This is a genomic window from Bacillus nitratireducens, assembly GCF_036320425.1.
In the GTDB taxonomy this organism is placed as follows: domain Bacteria; phylum Bacillota; class Bacilli; order Bacillales; family Bacillaceae_G; genus Bacillus_A; species Bacillus_A nitratireducens.
Genome location: NZ_JAUMJO010000005.1, coordinates 442750 through 466344, shown reverse-complemented (window position 1 = coordinate 466344; position 23595 = coordinate 442750). Strand labels below are relative to the sequence as shown.

At 36.2% G+C, this 23595-nt stretch carries 23 protein-coding genes and 1 other annotated feature; of the genes, 11 read left to right on the top strand and 12 right to left on the bottom strand.

The window, feature by feature from the left end:
* The first annotated feature begins 127 nt into the window (after positions 1 to 127).
* The 4 genes from Q3V31_RS21165 (at position 128) to Q3V31_RS21150 (ending at position 3073) form a co-directional block, all read left to right on the top strand.
* Positions 128 to 1561: an alanine/glycine:cation symporter family protein gene (locus tag Q3V31_RS21165; RefSeq protein ID WP_329767011.1), complete on the top strand. Its 1434-nt coding sequence runs from the start codon at positions 128 to 130 to the stop codon at positions 1559 to 1561.
* A gap of 213 nt (positions 1562 to 1774) precedes the next feature.
* Positions 1775 to 2215 carry a Dps family protein gene (locus tag Q3V31_RS21160; protein ID WP_071734618.1) on the top strand — a complete coding sequence of 147 codons (441 nt, stop codon included), beginning with the start codon at positions 1775 to 1777 and terminating at the stop codon, positions 2213 to 2215.
* A 198-nt stretch (positions 2216 to 2413) separates the two neighbouring features.
* A complete protein-coding gene (locus Q3V31_RS21155; protein WP_329767009.1) occupies positions 2414 to 2569 on the top strand; it encodes a hypothetical protein in 156 nt (51 codons plus the stop codon).
* A gap of 306 nt (positions 2570 to 2875) precedes the next feature.
* Positions 2876 to 3073 (top strand): hypothetical protein, encoded by a 198-nt coding sequence (locus Q3V31_RS21150; protein WP_000656323.1) that lies wholly within the window; start codon positions 2876 to 2878, stop codon positions 3071 to 3073.
* A 107-nt stretch (positions 3074 to 3180) separates the two neighbouring features.
* Here the strand turns inward: Q3V31_RS21150 and Q3V31_RS21145 are convergent, their stop codons facing one another.
* The 3 genes from Q3V31_RS21145 to Q3V31_RS21135 all read right to left on the bottom strand — a co-directional run bounded on the left by Q3V31_RS21145 (position 3181) and on the right by Q3V31_RS21135 (position 5079).
* A complete protein-coding gene (locus Q3V31_RS21145; protein ID WP_329767007.1) occupies positions 3181 to 3684 on the bottom strand; it encodes a DinB family protein in 504 nt (167 codons plus the stop codon).
* Positions 3685 to 4100: 416 nt separating this feature from the next.
* Positions 4101 to 4382 (bottom strand): hypothetical protein, encoded by a 282-nt coding sequence (locus Q3V31_RS21140; RefSeq protein ID WP_329767006.1) that lies wholly within the window; start codon positions 4380 to 4382, stop codon positions 4101 to 4103.
* A 118-nt stretch (positions 4383 to 4500) separates the two neighbouring features.
* Entirely contained in the window at positions 4501 to 5079 is a 579-nt protein-coding gene (locus Q3V31_RS21135) for an LOG family protein (protein WP_483413565.1), read from the bottom strand.
* Positions 5080 to 5152: 73 nt separating this feature from the next.
* Between Q3V31_RS21135 and Q3V31_RS21130 the strand changes: the two genes are divergently transcribed.
* The 3 genes from Q3V31_RS21130 to Q3V31_RS21120 all read left to right on the top strand — a co-directional run bounded on the left by Q3V31_RS21130 (position 5153) and on the right by Q3V31_RS21120 (position 7353).
* Entirely contained in the window at positions 5153 to 5476 is a 324-nt protein-coding gene (locus Q3V31_RS21130) for a MazG nucleotide pyrophosphohydrolase domain-containing protein (protein WP_000355746.1), read from the top strand.
* A gap of 53 nt (positions 5477 to 5529) precedes the next feature.
* Entirely contained in the window at positions 5530 to 6036 is a 507-nt protein-coding gene (locus Q3V31_RS21125) for a ferritin (RefSeq protein WP_000949403.1), read from the top strand.
* A 147-nt stretch (positions 6037 to 6183) separates the two neighbouring features.
* Complete coding sequence (locus tag Q3V31_RS21120; RefSeq protein WP_329766977.1) at positions 6184 to 7353, top strand: DUF418 domain-containing protein; 1170 nt, start codon at positions 6184 to 6186, stop codon at positions 7351 to 7353.
* 43 nt (positions 7354 to 7396) lie between these two features.
* On the opposite strand, the gene Q3V31_RS21115 is transcribed toward Q3V31_RS21120, so the two are convergent.
* The 4 genes from Q3V31_RS21115 to Q3V31_RS21100 all read right to left on the bottom strand — a co-directional run bounded on the left by Q3V31_RS21115 (position 7397) and on the right by Q3V31_RS21100 (position 13832).
* Positions 7397 to 8578, bottom strand: coding sequence for a NupC/NupG family nucleoside CNT transporter (locus tag Q3V31_RS21115; protein ID WP_000706849.1), 1182 nt, complete (start codon positions 8576 to 8578; stop codon positions 7397 to 7399).
* A gap of 500 nt (positions 8579 to 9078) precedes the next feature.
* The gene (locus Q3V31_RS21110) at positions 9079 to 10260 is read right to left on the bottom strand and encodes a NupC/NupG family nucleoside CNT transporter (RefSeq protein ID WP_000673865.1); all 1182 of its coding nucleotides are present in this window, start codon (positions 10258 to 10260) and stop codon (positions 9079 to 9081) included.
* A gap of 365 nt (positions 10261 to 10625) precedes the next feature.
* Positions 10626 to 12068, bottom strand: coding sequence for an alanine/glycine:cation symporter family protein (locus Q3V31_RS21105; RefSeq protein ID WP_098500608.1), 1443 nt, complete (start codon positions 12066 to 12068; stop codon positions 10626 to 10628).
* A gap of 333 nt (positions 12069 to 12401) precedes the next feature.
* Positions 12402 to 13832 carry an alanine/glycine:cation symporter family protein gene (locus Q3V31_RS21100; RefSeq protein ID WP_098766205.1) on the bottom strand — a complete coding sequence of 477 codons (1431 nt, stop codon included), beginning with the start codon at positions 13830 to 13832 and terminating at the stop codon, positions 12402 to 12404.
* A gap of 301 nt (positions 13833 to 14133) precedes the next feature.
* On the opposite strand from Q3V31_RS21100, the gene Q3V31_RS21095 reads away from it, so the two are divergent.
* Positions 14134 to 14772 carry an NAD(P)-dependent oxidoreductase gene (locus tag Q3V31_RS21095; RefSeq protein ID WP_097871455.1) on the top strand — a complete coding sequence of 213 codons (639 nt, stop codon included), beginning with the start codon at positions 14134 to 14136 and terminating at the stop codon, positions 14770 to 14772.
* A gap of 41 nt (positions 14773 to 14813) precedes the next feature.
* On the opposite strand, the gene Q3V31_RS21090 is transcribed toward Q3V31_RS21095, so the two are convergent.
* The 3 genes from Q3V31_RS21090 to Q3V31_RS21080 all read right to left on the bottom strand — a co-directional run bounded on the left by Q3V31_RS21090 (position 14814) and on the right by Q3V31_RS21080 (position 17894).
* The gene (locus tag Q3V31_RS21090; RefSeq protein ID WP_097809417.1) at positions 14814 to 15752 is read right to left on the bottom strand and encodes a thioester domain-containing protein; all 939 of its coding nucleotides are present in this window, start codon (positions 15750 to 15752) and stop codon (positions 14814 to 14816) included.
* Positions 15753 to 15875: 123 nt separating this feature from the next.
* On the bottom strand, positions 15876 to 16715 hold the full coding sequence (locus Q3V31_RS21085) for an aldo/keto reductase (RefSeq protein ID WP_425332958.1): 840 nt from the start codon (positions 16713 to 16715) through the stop codon (positions 15876 to 15878).
* Positions 16716 to 16730: 15 nt separating this feature from the next.
* On the bottom strand, positions 16731 to 17894 hold the full coding sequence (locus Q3V31_RS21080; RefSeq protein ID WP_170959276.1) for an MFS transporter: 1164 nt from the start codon (positions 17892 to 17894) through the stop codon (positions 16731 to 16733).
* Positions 17895 to 18288: 394 nt separating this feature from the next.
* On the opposite strand from Q3V31_RS21080, the gene Q3V31_RS21075 reads away from it, so the two are divergent.
* From Q3V31_RS21075 to Q3V31_RS21065, 3 genes are all read left to right on the top strand, one after another.
* Positions 18289 to 18636: a winged helix-turn-helix transcriptional regulator gene (locus Q3V31_RS21075; RefSeq protein WP_000760478.1), complete on the top strand. Its 348-nt coding sequence runs from the start codon at positions 18289 to 18291 to the stop codon at positions 18634 to 18636.
* Positions 18637 to 19066: 430 nt separating this feature from the next.
* A complete protein-coding gene (locus tag Q3V31_RS21070) occupies positions 19067 to 19507 on the top strand; it encodes a DUF1641 domain-containing protein (protein WP_001115309.1) in 441 nt (146 codons plus the stop codon).
* Between the two features lie 44 nt (positions 19508 to 19551).
* Complete coding sequence (locus tag Q3V31_RS21065) at positions 19552 to 20730, top strand: NAD(P)/FAD-dependent oxidoreductase (protein WP_000043193.1); 1179 nt, start codon at positions 19552 to 19554, stop codon at positions 20728 to 20730.
* 196 nt (positions 20731 to 20926) lie between these two features.
* Here Q3V31_RS21065 and tyrS read toward each other — a convergent pair whose 3' ends face one another.
* On the bottom strand, positions 20927 to 22189 hold the full coding sequence (gene tyrS / locus Q3V31_RS21060; RefSeq protein WP_001021074.1) for a tyrosine--tRNA ligase: 1263 nt from the start codon (positions 22187 to 22189) through the stop codon (positions 20927 to 20929).
* Positions 22190 to 22241: 52 nt separating this feature from the next.
* Positions 22242 to 22458, bottom strand: a binding site (T-box leader).
* A 104-nt stretch (positions 22459 to 22562) separates the two neighbouring features.
* A complete protein-coding gene (gene murB, locus Q3V31_RS21055) occupies positions 22563 to 23480 on the bottom strand; it encodes a UDP-N-acetylmuramate dehydrogenase (RefSeq protein WP_329766925.1) in 918 nt (305 codons plus the stop codon).
* Positions 23481 to 23595 lie beyond the last annotated feature (115 nt).

The window sequence follows — 23595 nt, the reverse complement described above, 5'->3', positions numbered from 1 at the left end:
AAAATATTACGATGTAACATAATCATAACACAAAATACATTTAAGTAACATGATTTTTTAGAAAAATTGATTCTGGTATATTTTTTGCATATAATTTTCTTATTATGAAAAAAAGGAAGTGTATTATATGGTTGATATCTTTAGCAGATTCCTTGAGGTAACGAATAATATTTTATGGTCATATATTCTTATTGCAATGTTAATCGGCTTCGGTCTTTATTTCTCTTTCAAATTAAAATTTGTCCAAATTACTCATTTCCGTGAGATGGTCAGTTTAATTAGTAAAGGATTTAATCGAAAAGAAAAAAAGAAAGATAGCATCTCTCCATTCCAAGCATTTTGCTTAAGTGCAGCAGCACGTATTGGTATCGGGAACTTAGCTGGTGTAGCATTAGCCATTTCAATGGGTGGACCTGGCGCAATATTTTGGATGTGGTTTATCGCTATCCTTGGAGCAGCTACTAGTTTTGTAGAATGTACGCTCGCGCAAATTTATAAAGTAAAAGATGGAAGCAGATTCCGTGGTGGACCAGCGTATTACATGGAAAAAGGGTTAAACAAACGCTGGATGGGTGTTTGGTTTTCACTTCTTATTACAGTTGCGTACGGATTAATTTTCAATTCTGTACAAGCAAACACGGTAACAATAGCATTTGAAAATGCTTTTGGACTAGAGCGAACGATCGTAGGAGCTCTATTAGCTTTATTAGTTGCAGTTATTATTTTTGGTGGTATCAAGAGCATTTCACGTATTACAGAAACGATTGTTCCTCCAATGGCAATCATTTATATCGGCGTAGCTGTTTTTGTCGTAATTAACAACTTCACTATGTTACCAAGCATTTTTACAGAAATATTTAACAGTGCATTTGGTTTAGACCAAGCTATCGCTGGTGGTATTGGAGCAGCAATCAAATTCGGAATTCAGCGCGGTTTATTCGCGACAGAAGCAGGTATGGGGAGCTCCCCTAACGCAGCAGCAACATCAGATGTATCTCACCCTGTAAAACAAGGACTTGTTCAAGCATTAGGTGTTTTCGTAGATACATTCTTAGTATGTACATCAACAGCGTTTATCGTATTATGTTCTGGACTTTACAAAGGATCGAATTTAGAAGGTATTGAATTAACACAACAAGCATTAAGTTCACAAATTGGACCGTGGGCAAGCACTTTCTTAGCGATTATTATTTTCCTATTCGCTTTCAGTTCTTTACTAGGAAACTACTATTATGGTGAAACAAACATCGCATTCATTAAAGAAAGCAAAACATGGTTACTGATTTATCGTGTTGCAGTTGTCGGAATGGTGTTCTTCGGATCTATCGCTGCCCTTCAAACAGTTTGGAGTTTAGCTGATTTCTTTATGGGACTAATGGTATTCACAAACTTAATTGCCATCTCATTCCTTAGCAAGTTTGCATACGCAGCTTTAGTAGACTATATAAAGCAAAAGAAACAAGGAAAAGATCCTGTTTTCGTTGCAAGTTCTATCCCTGGTTTACAGAATACAGAGTGCTGGGATGGACAGGATGTAGAAGAAAAACAGAAGGCTGTATAATAATTAAAAGCGGATGCGGCTCGTTTAAAACAAGAACTATATATCAAACAAAATCCCTATTACTTCACAGTAATAGGGATTTTTATCTACAACAGTTCATAATTTGTTCAAATTAATTCCAGCAAAAGGGTTGATTTATACAAATTACTAGATTATAATAATTATAAATTAGTAATTGATATAACATAACAACTCAAAAGGAGATTGATCATAATGAACAAACAAGTAATCGAAGTATTAAACAAACAAGTAGCAAACTGGAGCGTTTTATTTACAAAACTACACAACTTCCATTGGTACGTAAAAGGACCTCAATTCTTCACATTACACGAGAAATTCGAAGAGCTTTACACAGAATCAGCTACTCACATCGATGAAATTGCAGAACGCATTTTAGCAATTGGCGGCAAACCAGTAGCAACAATGAAAGAGTACTTAGAACTATCTTCTATTCAAGAAGCAGCTTACGGAGAAACTGCAGAAGGGATGGTCGAAGCAATCATGAAAGACTACGAAATGATGCTAACTGAACTGAAAAAAGGCATGGAAATCGCTCAAGAATCTGACGACGAAATGACATCTGACCTACTACTAGGCATCTACACAGAACTAGAAAAACACGCTTGGATGCTACGTGCGTTCTTGAATCAATAATATATTAAAAGCGGAAGCGGCTTGCTCAGAATCGCAGGGCATTGGAGCTCTCGACCTTGAAGCGCTTTTTGCTTCGAGCGAGAGAGCGAAATGACCGGAGAGCTGGATATCATTTAAAGCGGAGGTGACTCGCTCAGAACAGGAGGGCATTGGAGCTCCTGACGAAGAGGCGCTTTTTGCCTCGCAGGAAGGCGCGAAATGACCGACTGTTCTAGTCACCAGAGCTGGATACCACTAAAAGCGGAAGCGGCTCGTTCAGAACAGGAGGGTGTTGGAACTCCTGATTGCGAGGCGCTTTTTGCCTCGAATGAAGGAGTGAAACAACCGACTGTTCTAGCCGCTGGAGCTGGATAATACTTAAAGTGGAAGCGGCTTGTTCAGAGTCGCTTTTTTCTATGGAGTAATCGCGCATATCAGTACATGAAATTTATATCAGCGATTTTCTAATTATATCGGCGATTCCGTCAAATTTATCAGCGATTTTTCAAATATATCGACTTACCGACAAATCACGACAATATTAGCACCCCCTCCTCTACTTTTATCAATATATTACAATCCCTTTTATGTTAAAATATAGGTAACACCCTTTAGTAAAATAGATCCAAAAAAGCTTTTCCATATTCATCATTTACTACTTAAATGGCGGGAGTGGTTCAGTTGAAAGACTACTTAATTAGAGCATTTTTTGCGTTAATAACAGTTGGGATTGTCTTACTTATAGCTAATATTTTCAATATACGTATCGAGGTGAAAGACTATGCTTTCCTCGTTGTTGTAGCAATTGGTGGCGGCTGGGGGGGCTGGTACCTGTATAAAAAACAAAGTAATCAAAGTGATAAAGGCATTCCGAAGTAATATGGAATGCCTTTTTTGTATAATACACAATTTAGCTTAAATCACTAATAAAAGCAGTCCCCCAAAAACATCATACAAAGCCATATTCTATGGTAAATAAAAAGAATTCATTTTGAATATAGAAATAGTCCGAAATCTTGCATAACAGAGGTATGCCCCATTTGCCGCAACATTGTGGCTATATTCCCACGGTGATATGCTCCGTGGGTGACGACGTGTAGTATTGTTTCAGAAACCGTCGTATCCAGAAGCCCAGCATATGGATTATCAACCTCAAACACTTTTTCATAATTTTGTTGACTACTTAAAAGTTCTTTATATCGTTTAGATAATTCATAAAAACTAGTTTCCATTTCCTCAATATTTTTTGTTTCCAGCTGTTCTTTCAATTGGTCTGTTTGTACCATTGCATCACTCATGCTTTTACCAGAAATAATCTCAAACCAGGCTAAATCTGTGAGGTAGATGTGAGATATTACTTTTGCCACCGAAGAAAAACCACTCTTAACTTCCTTATGGAAAATGTCTTGCGGTAGTTCTTTTAAGCGATTTAAAATAACTTCATTTGCCCATAAGTGGTAGTTATACATTTTTAATATAGAACGACCCATGCTCATTTCTCCTCCAATTTTCATTTTAATGATTAGATTATGATGCATAGCTGATTAAAATTCCCAAAGGATTACATCTATAAAATTTATTCTGATTTCGATTAAAAAAACCTCTATTAACTTCATAAAAACATTCGCTATCTTCCACAATCTGACCCTTTAACGGAACAATTCTATGTCACTCAATAATTCCTTACTCACCTTTTATTCAGATCTTCTTTTTTTATTCATCAAAACATCCCTCCATCTACTTCCCCTCTTCGAACGATTTCACATCTCCCTATCAATATATTTAACCAAATTAAAAACACATGTCTTTTTAAAATAAACTTACATGTGTTTCCAAAAATCTATATAAAAAACAAGGTAACCAAAATGATAAAAGCATTCCAAAGTCATATGGAATGCCTTCCTTGTTATTTCCGTCTATAGTAAATAATGAAATTAAAACCGCTAATACAGCCAATCGCAATAAACATACAAAACGATTGTGCATCTCCACCTAAATTATACTCATCAACGATAAACCCAGACATAAACAATGTTATCGCCGAAACACCGATACACAATATCGAAATAAACCAAAGCGAAAATTCATTAATTAGCTCTTTCTTCTGTGTTGAAACAATTAGCATAACCAAAATTGATGCTGCTAAAATACTTTTAAAAACAGGACGTAAATACACAAACTCCTCCATCTATTTCTCCTTTTCCAAAAACATTACATCTCAACATTAACATATTTAACCAAATTAAAAACACATGCCTTTTCAAGATAAAATGACATGTGTTTCCAAAAATCTCTATACAATTGTATTATGATAGTTGCTTCCACTTTGTCCCCAAAACAGGACGCTCGTAATTTTGAATTTCATGAATTAATTTATCTGCCGTATCAGCTGAAACGATTAACTCTTTATTCGATGGATTCATAAATCCTTCTTCAGCTGCACGTTCAACCATTTGCAGAATTGGTCCGTAAAAGTCCTTTATGTTCAATAAACCAACTGGCTTATTATGTATACCAATTTGTGACCAACATACAATTTCAAATAGCTCTTCAAACGTTCCGTATCCGCCTGGTAGTGCAATAAAAGCATCCGCAAGCTCTGCCATTTTCGCCTTGCGCTCATGCATCGTTTCTACTTCAATTAATTCTGTTAATCCTGTATGCACAATCTCTCCTCGAAATAGACCGCGCGGCATAACACCTGTTACACGCCCACCTAAGCGAAGAACTTCATTCGCTACTTCTCCCATTAATCCAACGCATGAACCACCGTATACAAGCTCATAATCGTTTTCAACAAACATTTTTCCTAACTGGATTGCCTGTTCTTTAAACTCTGGTCTTTCCCCTAAATTTGAACCTGCAAACACACAAATCTTTCTCATCCCTACACCCCGAAACTATATATTGTTATGATACAATGAACATTGTACAACATATTGAAGGGATGAGGAAGAAATGGATATCGTTGCATTTCAAAGATGGGTTGAGGAATTTTACGAAAAACGAAGCTGGTCACAGTATAATGCCTTTATTCGCTTAAATTTCTTAACTGAAGAAGTTGGGGAAGTATCACGAGTTGTTCGCGCTATTGAAATCGGCCGCGATCGTCCTGATGAAGATGCGAAAACAGAAGAAGAGCTAAAACAAGAACTAAAAGAAGAACTTGGTGATGTACTATCTAACCTTATTATTCTTTCGCAAAAATATGATTTAGATTTACAAGACATTATGGACGCACACGTCACAAAGCTTTCGAAAAGGTTCGAAGCATCCAAATGAGAATATTATCAATTATGGTATAATATTCTTGTCACAATAATAAGGGGGATTTTATGTTATCTAAAAAATTGCACGACGCATTAAATGAACAAATGAACTTTGAGTTTTACTCTGCCCATGCTTATATGGCAATGGCTGCTTACTGTACAGCCGAGAGCTATGATGGATTCGCTAACTTTTTCCTTGTACAAGCTGAAGAAGAACGTTTCCACGCAATGAAGCTTTACAACTATATTAATGACCGCGGCGAGCGCGCTATTATTACTGGATTTGATAATCCGAATAACGAATATGAATCTGTACTGAACGCTTTTGAAGTGGCACTTGAGCACGAGCGTGAAGTAACGAAGCGTATTTACAACTTATCTGATATCGCTTGGGATGAGCGTGAACACGCAACGATTACATTCTTAAAATGGTTCGTTGATGAGCAAGTAGAAGAAGAAGCTTCATTTGATAGCATCATCCAAAAATTAAAACGTATTACAAGCGATTCGAACGCATTATTTATGCTAGATGCTGAATTAGAGAAACGTACATTTACACCTCCAGCTGAATAATATTTTAATCACCTTAATGAATGTATTAAGGTGATTTTTTATTTTCTCTCTAGCTTAAAATCACCTTAAAATTCCTCGTATTTGTCATAGCACCAGCAAATAAATGGTATTATTTTCAATATAAAATAATATACGAGGAGAGAAAAAATGAACCAACGTGTAGAAGCTGTTGACGCCATTCGTGGTTTCGCTTTATTTGGCATTTTACTTGTTAATATGACATTAATCCAATTCGGGTTATTCGCTAATGAAAAACCCACTTATATTTTCGGAAAACTCGATGAAAGTGCTAATTGGTTTATTCAATTTTTCGGCACGCAGAATTTTATTTCCCTATTCTCTTTTTTATTTGGGCTTAGTATTGTTTTGTTACAAAAAAGTATTATCGCAAAAGGAAAAAAGTTTTTCCCTACATATATAAGGCGTATTAGCATTCTTTTACTACTAGGTTTCATTCACGGCACCTTTGTTTGGTCCGGAGATATTTTATTTGCATACGGGCTTATCGGGATTTTCTTAATGATGTTTATAAATAGAAAACCAAAAACATTATTGATTTGGGCAACTATTCTACTCGCACTCATTACACTTATGTCTTATCAAACTGATCCAAATACAAATATTAATGATTTTGCTCCTTATATTGAAAAAGAGCATAAAGTTCATGAAACTGGAAGCTATATGGATCATGTCAACTTTAGATTAACTGAAAATCCTTTCGAGTATATTGGGATTAACGGTTTCTTCGGACTAGTTTTCATATCAATTTTCGCAATAATTTTTATGTCCCCACTTTTCTTACTCGGAATGTATGTAGGAAAAAAGGGCTGGCTATTTGAGATTGATAAACACATACCTTCTATCAAAAAGATTTGGCTTATCACTGGTATTTTCTCTTTTACAATTAAAATCTTAGCCATGTTCGTAAAGCATCCAATTTTAATTATGTTACAAGATGGCCTTACATCAGTAACCATGACATTCTTTTACGGAAGCACAATTATTTTATTATTCCATTACAAAAAAGCATCGCGCTTACTAACATATTTGGCGAATACGGGGAAAATGTCGGTTAGTAATTACTTAGCTCAATCCATTATCGCAACAACAATTTTTTACGCTTATGGCTTTGGCTTATTCGGTAAAATCGGATACTTCTTCGGTATTGTTTTAACCATCGGAATTTATACGATTCAACTATTGGTTAGCACATATTGGCTACGGAAATATCGAATGGGGCCTGTTGAATATGTATGGAGACTGGGAACTTATTTAGAGAGACCACGATTTAAAAGAAGTTTGGATAAAGCAAGTTAAACAAAAAAAGCAATGAGCCCAATGCTCATTGCTTTTCTTATTATTAAAGCATAACCCCAACGATAATCGCTGATAATATACTTACTAACGTTGCACCGTATACAAGTTTTAGTCCGAATGATGATACAACATTTGCTTGTTTGCCATCGATACTCTTCGTTGCACCTGCGATAATTCCGATAGATGAGAAGTTCGCAAATGATACAAGGAAGATAGATAAAATACCTACTGTACGAGCTGATAACTCACCAGCTACTTTTCCAAGGTCAAGCATTGCAACGAATTCGTTCGTTACTAATTTTGTTGCCATAATTTGTCCCGCTGCTAGCATCTCTGATGTTGGAATACCCATTACGAATGCTAATGGTGAGAAGATATATCCTAAAATACTTTGGAATGTGATTCCGAAAATTGAATCGAATACACCGTTAATTGCTGTAATTAATGCTACGAAACCGATTAACATCGCTGCTACTGTTACAGCGATAGAGAAACCAAGCATAATATATTCGCCTAACATTTCAAAGAATGTTTGTTTTTTATCTTCTTGTAATTCTAAAATGTCGTCTTCTTCTTTCACGTCATATGGATTAATAATATGAACGATAATGAATCCGCTAAATAAATTTAGTACAAGTGCTGTTACTACATATTTTGGATCAATCATTTTCATATAAGAACCAACGATTGACATCGATACTGTTGACATTGAAGATGCACAAAGTGTGTATAAACGATTTTTTGGTAATTTGCTTAATTGATCTTTTACTGTAATGAATACTTCACCTTGACCAACAATTGCAGCTGCTACCGCATTATATGATTCAAGTTTTCCTAAACCATTAATTTTACTTAATACGAAACCGACTGCACGAATGATAATCGGTAACACTTTAATATGTTGCAGGATCCCGATTAATACTGCTAAGAAAATAATCGGTAATAATACTGTTAAGAAGAATGGTGCTTGTCCATCGTTCGCTAAACCACCAAATACGAAATTAACCCCAGCTTCCGCAAATTTTAAAATAGCGCCAAATCCATCTGCAATCCCTTTTACTAATACAAATCCGACCTTTGTATTTAGTAAGAAATACGCAAGTACCAATTGAATGACAAGCATAAGCGCAATTGGTTTATATTTAATTTTCTTACGATCTGAACTGATAAGGAAACCTAGTACAAATACTACAAGTAAACCGACTAGAAACATTACTATTTTCATATGTGAATCCTCCACTTCTCCCACGAGTTATTGGTCGTATAACGTATAACGAATGACGTCCGACCATTGATGTTAAAAAAATTTAAAACCCCTAAATACTATTCAACTGTTTTCTAAAATCAGTAAGCGTTTACATAAATTGCAATTTATAAAAGGTAGCTTCTTCTCTCCTACCATACTTGAAAGTCTGAAATTGATACCACCTACAAATCAAATTGTAAGCGTTATCTAACCGAAATGCAATATAAATTTTAAAAGATTTTTATATGTTAATATATTCCTAAGCAATTGGATTTTTCATGCAAATTTACCATAAAAAATAGCCCTAGCAATGAGCTAGGACCACCCTTTTTTATCCCGCATTAACGGGCAGTAAGATCCCCACCTCAAAATGCAGCGAAAGCAAAGAAGTTAGGTGAGGGATCAACTGCCCGTAAATGCCCGATTGGTTCAACTAATAATCAGTGGGGGATGACCCCCCCACTGATTAAAGTTTCACTTTATAACATAACACCAACGATAATCGCCGATAAAAGACTTACTAATGTTGCACCGTATACAAGTCGTAATCCGAATGATGAAACAACGTTTGATTGGTTTTCATCGATCCCTTTCGTTGCACCTGCAATAATTCCGATAGATGAGAAGTTCGCAAATGATACAAGGAATACAGAAAGAATACCAACTGTACGAGCTGATAAATCACCAGCTACTTTTCCTAGATCAAGCATCGCAACAAATTCGTTGGATACTAATTTCGTTGCCATAATTTGTCCCGCCGTTACCATTTCTGATTGCGGGATGCCCATTACGAATGCTAATGGTGAGAAAATATAACCTAAAATAGCTTGGAATGTAATACCGAACATTGAATCAAACAAGCTATTGATTGCTGTAATTAATGCTACGAAACCAAGTAACATTGCTGCTACCGTAATCGCAATCGTGAAACCAAGCATAATATATTCGCTTAACATTTCAAAGAATGACTGTTTTTTCTTATTTTCTAACTTCAGTGTATCTTCTTCTTCCGTAATATCGTACGGATTAATAATATGAATAATAATGAAACCGCTAAATAAATTTAATACAAGTGCTGTTACTACATATTTTGGCTCAATCATTTTCATATAAGAACCAACGATCGACATCGATACTGTCGACATGGAAGATGCACATAGTGTATATAAACGATGTTTTGGGATTTTACTTAATTGATCTTTTACTGTAATAAATACTTCTGCTTGCCCAACAATTGCAGCCGCTACTGCATTATATGATTCTAATTTTCCTAAACCATTTACTTTACTTAACAAAGTACCAATAGCACGAATAAATATCGGTAAAATTTTAAAGTGTTGCAGAATTCCGATTAACACGGCAAAGAATACGATTGGTAATAAAGCTGTTAAGAAGAATGAAACCTCCCCTTTATTAACAAGACCACCAAATACGAAAACGATTCCAGATTCCGCATATCCAAGAAGTGCTCCAAATCCATCTGAAATTCCTTTTACTAAAATATAACCAATTGGCGTATTTAATAAGAAATACGTTAACGCTAGCTGAATAACAAGCATAATCGCGATTGGTTTATACTTAATCTTCTTACGATCGGAACTTATAAGAAAACCTAGTACGAATACAACGAGTAATCCTACAAGAAACATAACAAACTTCATTAATAAAATCCTCCATTTAACTCTTCATTAACGTTGAACGTCTGACTACTAAAAACAAGAAATAATCCGAACTTTCCATTTCTCCTCCAAAACCTTCAATTCGATATGAAAAACCATAAAATCTCTTGTTTCAAAGCCATTTTCCATTCTAACATAAATTACAACTCACATCTGCAATTTCCTCAAAAAAATTATATTTTATTATAAAACATTCATGAATGTTCGTCTTTTACACTATATAGTAAAACTTTAATCAGTGTCATTTCCACTGATTATCAGCCCGCACCAATTAGGAGCTTTACTACTCACAAGCAGCCGGATAAAACAAAAAAATGAGCATCAAGTTTCACTTGATGCTCACCTCATTATACTGCTTTTTCTTTATCAGCTACCGCTGGCTTATCCCAACACTCTGTATTGTTCAAACCTGGAATAGACTCCGCATAGAATACTGGATCTTTTCCTTGTTTCTTTTGCTTTACGTAATCTGATAATGCCGCGAAAGCATACTTAGAAAGGAATACGATCGCAACTAAGTTAATAATAGCCATAATCCCCATGAATAAATCTGCTAAATCCCAAACGATTTGAATTGTTGCTACAGATCCTAACATAACCATACCAAGTACCGCAATTCGATAAACATTGAGTAACACTTTACTTCCATTTAAGAATTCAATATTTGTTTCACCATAGTAGTAGTTACCTACTAATGAACTAAATGCAAACAAGAAGATTGCAACTGCTACAAATATAGAAGCCCACGGTCCGATATGTTGACTTAATGCTTGTTGCGTTAATTGAATTCCGTTTAAATCAGCCGCTCCAGGCACATCTGATAAAAGAATAATAAATGCTGTACAACTACAAATTAATAATGTATCTGTAAATACCCCTAAAGTTTGAATGAAACCTTGTTTAACTGGGTGCGTTACGTTTGCAGTCGCAGCTGCATTCGGCGCACTACCCATACCAGCTTCATTTGAGAATAATCCACGTTTTACCCCTAGTAAAATCGCAGCTCCTAATCCCCCACCTACTACTTCTTTAATTCCGAAAGCATGTAAGAAAATTTCTTTAAATACATATGGAATTGCCGTAATGTTTGTTACAACGACGAATAATGCCACCGCTACATATATAATTGCCATTACTGGAACAATCATTTCAACCGCACGAGCAATACGTTTTACTCCGCCAAAGATAATGATTGCAAGTAAACCAGCCATAAACAGACCTACAAACTTACCATCTGTGTTAAATGCTCCATCAAAAGCCGCCGCTACTGTGTTTGACTGCACGGCGTTGAAAATTAATCCGAAACTAACTGTTATTAGAACAGAGAAAACAACCCCTAGCCAGCGTTTCTTTAAACCCTTTTCCATATAATACGCTGGACCACCGCGGAATGCATTCCCATCTTTTACTTTATAAATTTGCGCTAATGTACTCTCTACAAATGCAGAAGCACCCCCAATTACCGCAATTAACCACATCCAAAATACAGCTCCTGGTCCACCTGCTGAGATTGCGATAGCTACACCAGCTAAGTTACCAGTACCTACACGAGAAGCTGTACTCATACAAAAAGCCTGGAACGATGATACACCGCTCTTCTCTTTTTGTTCTTTCCTCGTTTTCGAACTTGCCCCATCCCCAAGCAATCGAATCATTTCACCGAAGTAACGAATTTGGACAAATTTCACACGGAACGAAAAGTAAAGTCCTAATCCAATTAACATCGCAATGATTATATATGACCAAAGAACATTATTTATATCCCCAATTACATTAGTTAAAAAATCCATAATTGCATTGCCCCCTCTTCTTCACAATAAGAAAATTATATTCTAAAAACTTTTAGTAATCAAGAACTTTATGTTAGGTTTTATGACACGGACACGTTAGACTTATTAACATATGCGTTTTTTTGCGTGAAAATATAACCAGTACGTGCATTTCCCCAATACTCAATCACTCATCCTATTCGACCAGTCATACTTTTAAGACAGTACGTTCCTACAAATAACGAGAGGAATGAATGAACAAAAAATTATATTAATAATTACCTCCCACCCTCTTTATCATTTACTACAACAAAAAAGGCGAGCATCGAATTTATCTCGATGCTCGCCTTTTCATTACACTGCTTTTTCTTTGTCCGTTACCACTGGCTTATCCCAACACTCTGTATTCGTTAAACCCGGAATAGAATCTGCACTGAAGACTGGATCTTTTCCTTGTTTCTTTTGCCTTACATAGTCTGCCAAAGCAGCATATGCAAATCGGCCAAGAAGCGTAATCGCAATTAAGTTTGTGATTACCATTAGTCCCATAAATAAATCTGCCATATTCCATACAACTTGAAGTGTCGCAACAGAACCGAATAATACCATTGCAACTACCGCAATACGGTAAATTGTTAACCAAGTTTTACTTTGTTTAATGAATTCAATATTCGTCTCACCATAATAGTAATTTCCTAGAAGCGAACTAAACGCAAATAAGAAAATAATAATCGCTAAGAAGCTACTTGCCCACGAACCGATTTGTGAACTTAACGCCACTTGCGTTAATTCAATACCTTCTAAATTTGTTGCTTTATATGCACCAGAACATAGTACGATAAACGCTGTTGATGTACATACTAAAAATGTATCTACTAAAACACCAATTGTTTGAATAAATCCTTGTTTAGCTGGATGCGTTACATCCGCTGTTGCTGCCGCGTTTGGCGCACTACCCATACCTGCTTCGTTCGCAAATAATCCACGCTGAATACCATATTTCATCGCAGCACCAATACCGCCACCTACAGCTGAATCTAAACCAAATGCACCTTTAAAGATCTCTGTAAACATGTCCGGTATTAAATAATAATTTTTAATAACAACGAAAATAGCTACTGCAATATAAATAAGTGCCATTGGTGGAACGATCATTTCCGACATACGCGCAATACTTTTCACACCGCCAAAAATAATAACTGCCACTAATGCAGCTAATACAATCCCAACAATGTAACGCTCAATACCAAATGCATTTTTAAATGCTAAAGTAACTGTATTCGCTTGTACAGAGTTAAAAATTAAACCGTAACTAATTGTAATTAGAATAGAGAACCAAATCCCCATCCAGCGTTTATTTAAACCTTTTTCCATATAATAAGCAGGACCACCACGGAAGCCACTGCCATCTTTTATTTTATAAATTTGCGCAAGCGTACTTTCTACGAAACTTGAAGACGCTCCGACAATCGCAATAACCCACATCCAAAATACAGCTCCAGGTCCTCCCATAGAAATAGCTAACGCTACGCCCGCTAAGTTCCCGATTCCAATACGAGCTGCTGAACTCATACAAAACGCTTGGAAAGAAGATACACTACCTTTTTTACGCGTCTTTCCAGTTAATCCATCACTCATTAGTCGAACCATTTCCCCTAAATGAGTAATTTGTACGAATTTCAATTTAATAGAAAAATAAAGACCTAAACCAATTAACATTGCAATAAGAATATATGACCAAAGAATTGTATTCGTTGATGAAACAAATTGCTCTAAAATATTCATACAATTAACCCCCTCCTTTTCTCCATAAAACGAATTATATTTAAAAAACATTTAAAAATCAACATTTTTCGACAATTCACGATTTCCAAATGTTAGAGGTTTACAAAGTAATAATCTTTTTATGACTCTCCCTCCTCTAACTGTGCATACTAAAACAAAAAATATATCTACAAACAACCCCATTGACAAAAACATCAACCTGTAACTATAATGATTACACCAGGTTGTAACAAACCTAATTACAATGTATTCATTTACTTTCAGATATACACTTTAACAAAACACTTTGGAGGGATTTATTATGAAAATCGGAATCATCGGAGCAACTGGTAAAGCAGGAAGTCGTATTTTAAAAGAAGCATTAGATCGCGGACATGACGTAACTGCAATCGTAAGAAACGCTGCAAAAATTACAGAAGAAAACGTAAAGGTTTTAGAGAAAGATGTATTCTCTCTTACATCTAATGACCTACAAGCATTTGACGTAGTTGTAAATGCATTCGGTGCTCCAGCAGGACAAGAACACCTTCACGTAGATGCAGGAAACGTACTAATTGAAGCTATGAAAGGTGCACCTAATACAAAATTACTTGTTGTTGGCGGCGCTGGTAGCTTATTTGTAGACGCAGAAAAAACAACACGTGTATTTGATACACCAGGTTTCCCAAATGAATACCTTGCAACTGCTCAAAACCAAGGTAAAAACTTAGAAATCTTGCAACAAACAAACGATATCACTTGGACATTTATCAGCCCTTCTGCACTATTCGCATTAGGAAAACGCACTGGCTCTTATACAGGTGGCAAAGACAATCTTCTTGTTAACTCAAAAGGTGATAGCTACGTAAGTTACGAAGACTTCGCGGTAGCAGCACTTGATGAAATTGAAAATCCAAAACACGTAAATGAACGCTTCACAGTTGTTTCTGAAGCTGAGTAATAGAAAAAGCTCGTAAACATAATGTTTACGAGCTTTTTTTATCATCTGTTATATTGATTCGGTTTATGTGGTTCATTTGGTGTATAGGGTTTATTTGGTTTATTATCATGACCATTTGCTTTTTTCCAACTTACCGCCAACTCTGGACTTGTTTTTTCTTCACTACGCTCAAGTAACACAACCGCATTTTGAATCGTTGGTGTTCCTTTATGAGCAATTCCTTGTAATTTCGTTAAATTTCCTGATACTTTAAAGCTAAATCCACCCGCTGGTGTTTGTTTCGGAATTAAAATGCGGAATTTTTCTCCTACATTAAATTCAGTTTTTGCTTCGCCTTTTTCATTTACGAACTTCGCGCCTTCTGGTGCACCTGTTGCTTGCACTTTATACGTTCCACTTTTCGCGTTTGTTTCTACTGTATATAATCCTGTTTCAAAGAAATCATTTTTCAATACTGCTTGTTGTTCTTCTGATGGTACTACACTCATCGTAATTTCTTGTAGTTCCTCACTAGCGCTTGCTTTTGCAACGATATCTTTCGTTACTTTTTCTACATTTTTATTACGGAAATCTAAATCGTTAATATCAATTTGTTTTAAAGCATTCCACACCGCAAGCTGCGTTGCATAATGCGCTTCTCTCCAATCAGAAACACCTAATTCTTGTGGGCTCTTTTGTGGATATCCATTTAATAGTACACGATACACATTAATATCCACTTTCCCCATTTCCGGTAAATCTTGACCGCTTGGAGATTTCAAATCTACATTTAAGCAAAAGGCAATTTTACCATCTGCCGTTTTAATAAGCTCTGTTCGAATTGGTTTCTTCTTTGACCTACTATAACTCCAATCCATTTCATACTTTGTATGATCCATAACTTCCGCGAATGCTTTTTGAAGTGGAAATAATAAGTTCGCAAATACAAATAAAACACTCAAAAAAGCGGCCATTAGCTTGAACGATCGTTTTATATTCATTTTTACAACCCCTTATAAAATAACAAATTTAATACTGTTTATTATTTAGTTAGAAACTTTTTTTATGCATAAGCAAAACAAAAAAGAGTGCAAACTATTTGCACCCTTTCTTCCACTATAGGTTTAGAAATCAAAGTTATCAGGATCTGGACCAACGCGGTGGTTTTGATTTAAAGAATCAATCTTTTCCATGTCTTCTTTTGTTAGTTCAAAATCAAATATACTTGCATTAGCAATAATACGATGTTCTTTCGTTGACTTTGGAATTGTTACAACTTCATTTTGAAGATCCCAACGTAAAATGATTTGCGCTGTTGTTTTACCGTACTTATCAGCAACTTCTTGTAATGTTTCATTATCTAATAACTGACCTTGCATAAGTGGCGACCATGCTCCCATTTGGATTCCTTGCTCTTTACAGAAAGCTTGTAATTCTTTTTGTGTTAAACGTGGGTGATATTCTACTTGATTAATCATCGGTTTAATCTCTGCGCCTTCTAGTACATCCTTCATATGATGGATTTGGAAGTTACTCACGCCAATTGCACGTACGCGGTCTTCTTTATAAAGTGTTTCTAACGCTCTCCACGTATCTTTGTATTTCCCTTCTACAGGCCAATGAACAAGATATAAATCTAAATAGTCTAGTTCTAACTTCTTTAAACTTTCTTCATATGCAGCAAGCGTTGTTTCGTATCCTTGATCCGAATTCCACACTTTTGAAGTAATAAATAAATCTTCTCGAGAAATCCCCGCTTCTTTTATACCAGCGCGAATGCCTTCTCCTACTGCTTTTTCATTTCCATAAATCGCAGCTGTATCGATACTGCGGTATCCTGCTTTAATTGCCGATTTCACAGCTTCTACAAGTTCTGGTCCATCTTCTACTTTAAATACACCTAAACCGAACCAAGGCATTTCTACACCGTTATGCAATGTTGTTTTACTTTGTAAATTTTTCATTATATTTTCTCTCCCTTATTTCACTTGATCTCTTTTTTCTAATGTCATACTCCACGCTGTTAAAATAACAGCCCCCGCTACCATAATGCCGCCTACCCAAGCTGTATGAATTAATCCTAACGAGTTCGTTACAATACCGCCTAAGTAAGCACCAAGAGCAATTCCTGCGTTAAATGCTGCAATATTCATTGCTGATGCAACATCGACAGCGCTAGGAACGAAGCGCTCAGCTAATATAACGACATACACTTGTAGCCCTGGAACATTCATAAATGCGAATAGTCCCATCAAAATAATTGTGATTAACCCAGCAACTTTAAAAGGTGCTGTAAATGTTAAAACGAATAATACAATCGCTTGAATAAAGAACATGTAAAATAACGCTCGAATCGGATTATGATTTGATAATTTTCCGCCGACCATATTCCCAATCGCAATTGCGATTCCGTACACTAACAAAATAATTGTAACGGTACTTGCTTTAAATCCTGTTACTTCTTGTAATAACGGAGATAAATACGTAAATGTTACGAATGTTCCCCCGTATCCTAATGCAGTAATAATGAAAACAAGTAATAACCTTCCGTTCGTAATCAGTTTAAATTGATCACGAAATGATACGGATGTACCTTTTTTCAAGTTAGACGGAATCAGCATACTATTGGCGATGAAAGCAACAATTCCAATCGCAACAATTACCATAAAGGAAGCTCTCCAGCCAAACTGTTGACCAATGAACGTTCCAATCGGTACACCTGTAATCGTCGCAACCGTTAAACCAGTAAACATAAAGGCAATTGCACTAGCTCGTTTATTCTCTGGTACAAGTGCGGCCGCAATTGTAGATCCGATTGACATAAAAACGCCATGTGCGAAAGCAGATACAACCCTAGCGATAAGTAACACAGTAAAACTTGTTGCTACTGCTGCAATCCCATTACCAATAATGAAAATAATCATAATCCACATTAATAATGTCTTTCGCGACATACTAGCTGTTAGCGAAGTTAAGACAGGAGCACCGAATGCTACCCCTAATGCATATAAAGAAACCGTTAAACCCGCTGTTGTAACGGAAACATGTAAATCTTCTGAAATAGATGGTAATAATCCGACGCTAATAAACTCGGTTGTACCAATTCCAAATGCACTAATTGCTAGTGCTAATAACGCAAACATACTTCTTCGATTCGTCTGAACTTCCGAAGATGATACTGTATATGAATTCAATTGAACTCCTCCTTAATGCGAGAAATCCAATCATAATAGTGTGATAAAAAGGCCTTTTTATCTTCTACAAACATAACTTTACTGCTGATATATGCTATTATGAATGGCTTCACTCTTTTTTTGAAGAACGCACTTTAAAGTACGATAGGTACCAAAAAGTAACATAGGCACTTTTTGGTACCGTACTACTCATTTCCCTCTTACGTATGCTATTATGGAACATATTCAACATGATAAAAAGTACGTACTTTAAAGTGCTATAGGTACTTTTTAGTAACATTTAAATTATTTGGCTTCTTTTGTTGGAGAACTGAAATCTACATTCATCAAAGGAGATTTTTATATGAAGAAATATAATATTCCCGTTGAAGCGACTTTAGAGGTTATCGGCGGAAAATGGAAAGTCGTTATTCTTTGCCACTTAACGAAAGGTACAAAGAGAACGAGTGAATTAAAACGTCTCATGCCTGGTATTACACAAAAGATGTTAACACAGCAATTACGCGAATTAGAAGAAGACGGAGTTATTCAAAGAAAGGTATACAATCAAGTACCACCGAAAGTAGAATATTCTCTTACAGACTACGGTTGGTCTTTAGAATCCATTCTTGACTCTCTTTGTACTTGGGGCGAATGCCACCTTGAAAAAAGCGGTAACACATCGATGCTAATTACAGAAGGTGAACAATAAAAAAAGAAAAAAATGAACATAAATTTGTCCATTTTTTCCTTTTTTTATTTATATATACGTACATTTCTAACCTTAACAAAATAATTTATGCGCTTTCACGCCTTGTCAGTACTACGTTATACGCTTAATATCAAATAATTAGGAATCATTTTTATGTTAACATAGGTGTATATAGTATATAATATAGGATATATATTATATACACTTTCCGATAAAGGAACTTTCCATTATGCGGACAAGCCATGTATCGGACAGTTCATAAATAATAGGTAGGACAATATGGTTTTGGATTTATGATTTCAGCTTACTTGCTGGCATAAATTTAAAGGCATTTTATTGTGCTTTGTGAAACTTTGTATAAAGTTTCGCAAACGTTTACTATCTTACCTATCAAAAATAAGAGTATTGCTATCGTAAAGGAGAATTGGAGATGCCAGAAACTATGACTCAAACAAAGCCAGAACAAGAAACTGTACAAATTTCTGCTAGCCAAGGACAACTTGATGTACTTGATCAGTTGTTAAAACCTGAGGTACAAGAATCATTAACTACACTAGTAGAACAGCTTCCAAAATTAACTGAGCTTGTTAATATTTTAACTAAGTCTTATGACTTCGCTCAAACTGTTGCTACTGATGAAGTATTAAAAAGCGACACTGTTGGTGCAATCACAGAGCTTGTAGAACCTGTAAAAGATACAGTGAAAAGCATGGCTGCTACTGCAATCGAAGCGAAAGATCGTGCTGACGAAAGCAACGAAGTTATCGGCCTGTTCGGTCTATTAAAATTATTAAAAGACCCACAAGCGCAAAAAATGTTCCGCTTTGTGAACGCATATCTTCAAATTAGTGCAGAACGTAACAATAAATAAGTTAACTTATAACAACAATTAGTAAAGACGGGGGATATCATACTATGTCAAAACAAATTGTCATCTTAGGCGCTGGTTATGGCGGTCTTCTTGCCGCTTTAAACGTACGTAAATATTACAGCAAATCAGAAGCACAAGTTACAGTGATTAACCAATACCCAACACACCAAATCATCACTGAACTACACCGCCTTGCAGCTGGTAACGTTGCTGAGCAAGCAATTGCAATGCCACTTACAAAGCTTTTCAAAGGTAAAGATATCGATCTTAAAATCGCAACAGTTGAGTCATTCTCAGTTGATAGCAAAGAAATTAAACTAGCTGGTGGCACTACTTTATCTTACGATGCACTTGTAGTTGCTTTAGGAAGTAAAACTGCTTACTTCGGTATTCCAGGACTAGAAGAAAACAGCATGGTATTAAAATCTGCTGCTGATGCAAACAAAATCTACAAACACGTTGAAGACCGTATTCGTGAATACGCTAAAACGAAAAACGAAGCTGACGCTACAATCGTAATCGGTGGTGGCGGATTAACTGGCGTTGAGCTAGTTGGTGAGCTTGCTGACATTATGCCTAAACTTGCAAAAAGCCACGGCGTAAATCCAAAAGAAGTTAAACTTCTTCTTGTTGAAGCAGGTCCAAAAATCCTTCCAGTATTACCAGACCACTTAATCGAACGTGCAACTACTAGCCTAGAAGCACGCGGTGTTACATTCTTAACAGGTCTTCCTGTAACAAACGTTGCTGGCAATGAAATCGACTTAAAAGACGGTCAAAAACTTGTTGCTAACACATTCGTTTGGACAGGCGGCGTACAAGGTAACCCATTAATCGGTGAATCAGGTCTTGAAGTAAACCGTGGCCGTGCAACAGTTGATGCACACCTACAATCTACTTCTCACAAAGACGTATTCGTTGCTGGAGACAGCGCTGTTGTCTTTGCTGAAGACGGTCGTCCATACCCACCAACTGCACAGATCGCTTGGCAAATGGGTGAGTTAATTGGATACAACTTATACGCAGCACTAGAAGGCAAAGCATTCGAAGAGTTCGCACCTGTAAACTCTGGAACACTTGCTAGTCTAGGACGTAAAGATGCTGTTGCTACAATCGGAGCAAGCAATACTCCGCTTAAAGGTCTACCAGCATCATTAATGAAAGAAGCAAGTAACGTTCGTTACTTATCACACATTAAAGGTCTATTCAGCTTAGCTTACTAATCTGAATATAAGCCCGAATCATGCCCTGCATGGTTCGGGCTATTTTTATCCGTAATTTTCTCTACTTTATTTATTCGGCAGCAGAATCATATAACCCTCTTTAATTATCAAAATATACTGACTCTTTTATGTCAAAATTGTGTATATGAAAAAAGCGGGAGTAGATATCTTCCCTACTTCCACTCTTTCACAAAAACTATTCTCCCAATTTCACTAAGCTGTAGTTTTTCTTCCCTTTACGAATAATAATAAATCGTCCATCAAATGAATTTTCTACAGTAACATCCGTAGCTACATCCGTTACTTTTTCACCATTCATAGATATAGCTCCATTATTAATGTCTTCACGTGCTTGTCTTCTAGATGGCTCAATCCCTAAATCAACTAGCCACTCTACGATATTTTTCTTCTCTTTTGAAGACTCAAATGTCGGCATCTCTTTAAAGCCTTGCTCAATTTCATCAGCTGTTAACGATTTAATATCTCCACTAAATAACGCTGCTGTAATTTTCACAGCTTGCAAAAATGCCTCTTCTCCGTGAACGAATTTCGTCATTTCTTCCGCTAATACTTTTTGCGCTTCACGTTTATGCGGCTCAGTTTCTACCTTCGCTGCCAATTCATCAATTCGCTCTTTCTGTAAGAACGTAAAGTATTTCAAGTATTTAATTACATCACGGTCATCTGTATTCACCCAGAACTGGTAAAATTCAAACGGTGTTGTTTTTTCCGGATCAAGCCAAACCGCACCACCTGCTGATTTACCAAACTTCGTACCATCTGATTTTAATAATAATGGAATCGTTAATCCAAATACTTTCGCTTCATGACCTTCTAACTTACGAATTAAATCTAAACCACTTGTAATATTTCCCCACTGGTCACTACCACCAATTTGCAGTTGAACATCTTCTTTTGTGTATAAATGATGGAAATCCATCGCTTGCAAGATTTGGTACGTGAACTCTGTGAAAGAAATTCCAGTGTCCAAACGACTTGCTACAATATCTTTTGCTAACATGCTATTTATGCTAAAGTTTTTGCCGTAATCACGTAAAAATTCGATGATGTTTATCTCATGTGTCCAGTCATAGTTATTTACCATCTTCACTTCGCTATTGCCGCCAAAATCAAATAGCTTTTTCATTTGTGCTGTTAACGCATCCACATTATGCTGGACTACTTCTAACGTTTGCAGTTGACGCTCTGATTGACGTCCACTCGGGTCACCAATTGTTCCTGTTGCCCCGCCAATTAAAATAACAGGATGATGACCAGCTAATTGGAATCTCTTCATCATCATAAATGGAATCAAATGTCCGATATGCATACTATCACCAGTCGGATCCACTCCGCAGTATAGTGAAATCTTTTTCTCTTCTACCAGCTTACGTAAGCCTTCTTCGTCCGTTTGTTGATTAATGGCGCCGCGCCATTCTAATTCATCAATGATATTCATCTTTTGTCATCCCCTTTATTTTTTGAAAAACAAAAAGTCCCTATGTCTATGACATAGGGACGATTATTCACCGTGTTACCACCCAGTTTGCATAAATAGCATAGCTACTCATACCACTCTTAGCAAGAATATCGATTGCCAATCCGCTTAGCATTACCTAAGATACTCCAGAGTGTAATTCACAAGTTTGTTTGTGCTAGGTTCCAGCAACCCCTAGCTCTCTTTAATAACAGTGACAAACTGCTACTGGGCTCTTTCAACGTATATTATTTGTTAAATTATTAGCCATTATATTGAATTGAAAACAAAATGTCAACAATACCCAAATATTATTTCGAAATAATTCATACTTTATACGCTTTTTATTCAAAGACTATTGTAGATCTTCTCCAATAATCCTTACTTCTCGCTCTAATTTCACACCGAATTTCTCTTCAACAGTTTTTTGTACGAAATGAATTAAATCGATATAATCTTGTGCCGTTCCGTTATCAACATTCACCATAAATCCAGCGTGTTTTAAAGAAACTTCCACTCCGCCAATTCGCTTACCTTGCAGTCCCGAGTCTTGAATAAGCTTACCTGCAAAATTATTTGGTGGACGCTTAAATACACTACCACATGAAGGATATTCTAACGGTTGTTTTGATTCACGCTTAAACGTTAAATCATCCATTTTTTCTTTAATTTCTTCACGCACACCTTCTTCAAGTTCAAATCTCGCTTCAAGAATAATGTAATGGTTGTTCGCAAATACACTCTTACGATATCCAAATTCAAATGCTTCTTTCGTTAAAGTACGTAGCTCTCCATCACCTGTCATTACGACAGCTTCTGTTAATACAAACGAGACTTCACCGCCGTAAGCACCAGCATTCATATATAGCGCTCCGCCAACTGAACCTGGAATACCACAAGCAAACTCAAGACCCGTTAAATTATGATCTAATGCAATACGTGATACATCAATAATTGCTGCACCACACTGTGCTACAATCGTCGTTCCTGTTACAGTAACACTTGTAATATGAATTAAACTTACTGTGATCCCGCGAAGACCACCGTCTTTAATAATAACATTCGATCCGTTTCCTAAAAACGTAACTGGAATATTATATTGGTTAGCATACTTTATCACTTCTTGAATCTCATCATAATTAGTAGGCGCAACAAATACATCTGCTTTCCCACCCACTTTAATGTGCGTATGATCTTTTAGCATTTCATCTTTCTTTACATGACCTTCAGGCAATACCGTACTTAAATATTTATAAACCTCTTGCATATTCATTTTACGATTCCTCTATTTCTATAATCTTTTTATCCCGCTAACAACGGGCCCATAATATCCCCACATAAAAAATGCAATACAAATCAAAAGCTAAAGTGGTGGATACAGTGTACCT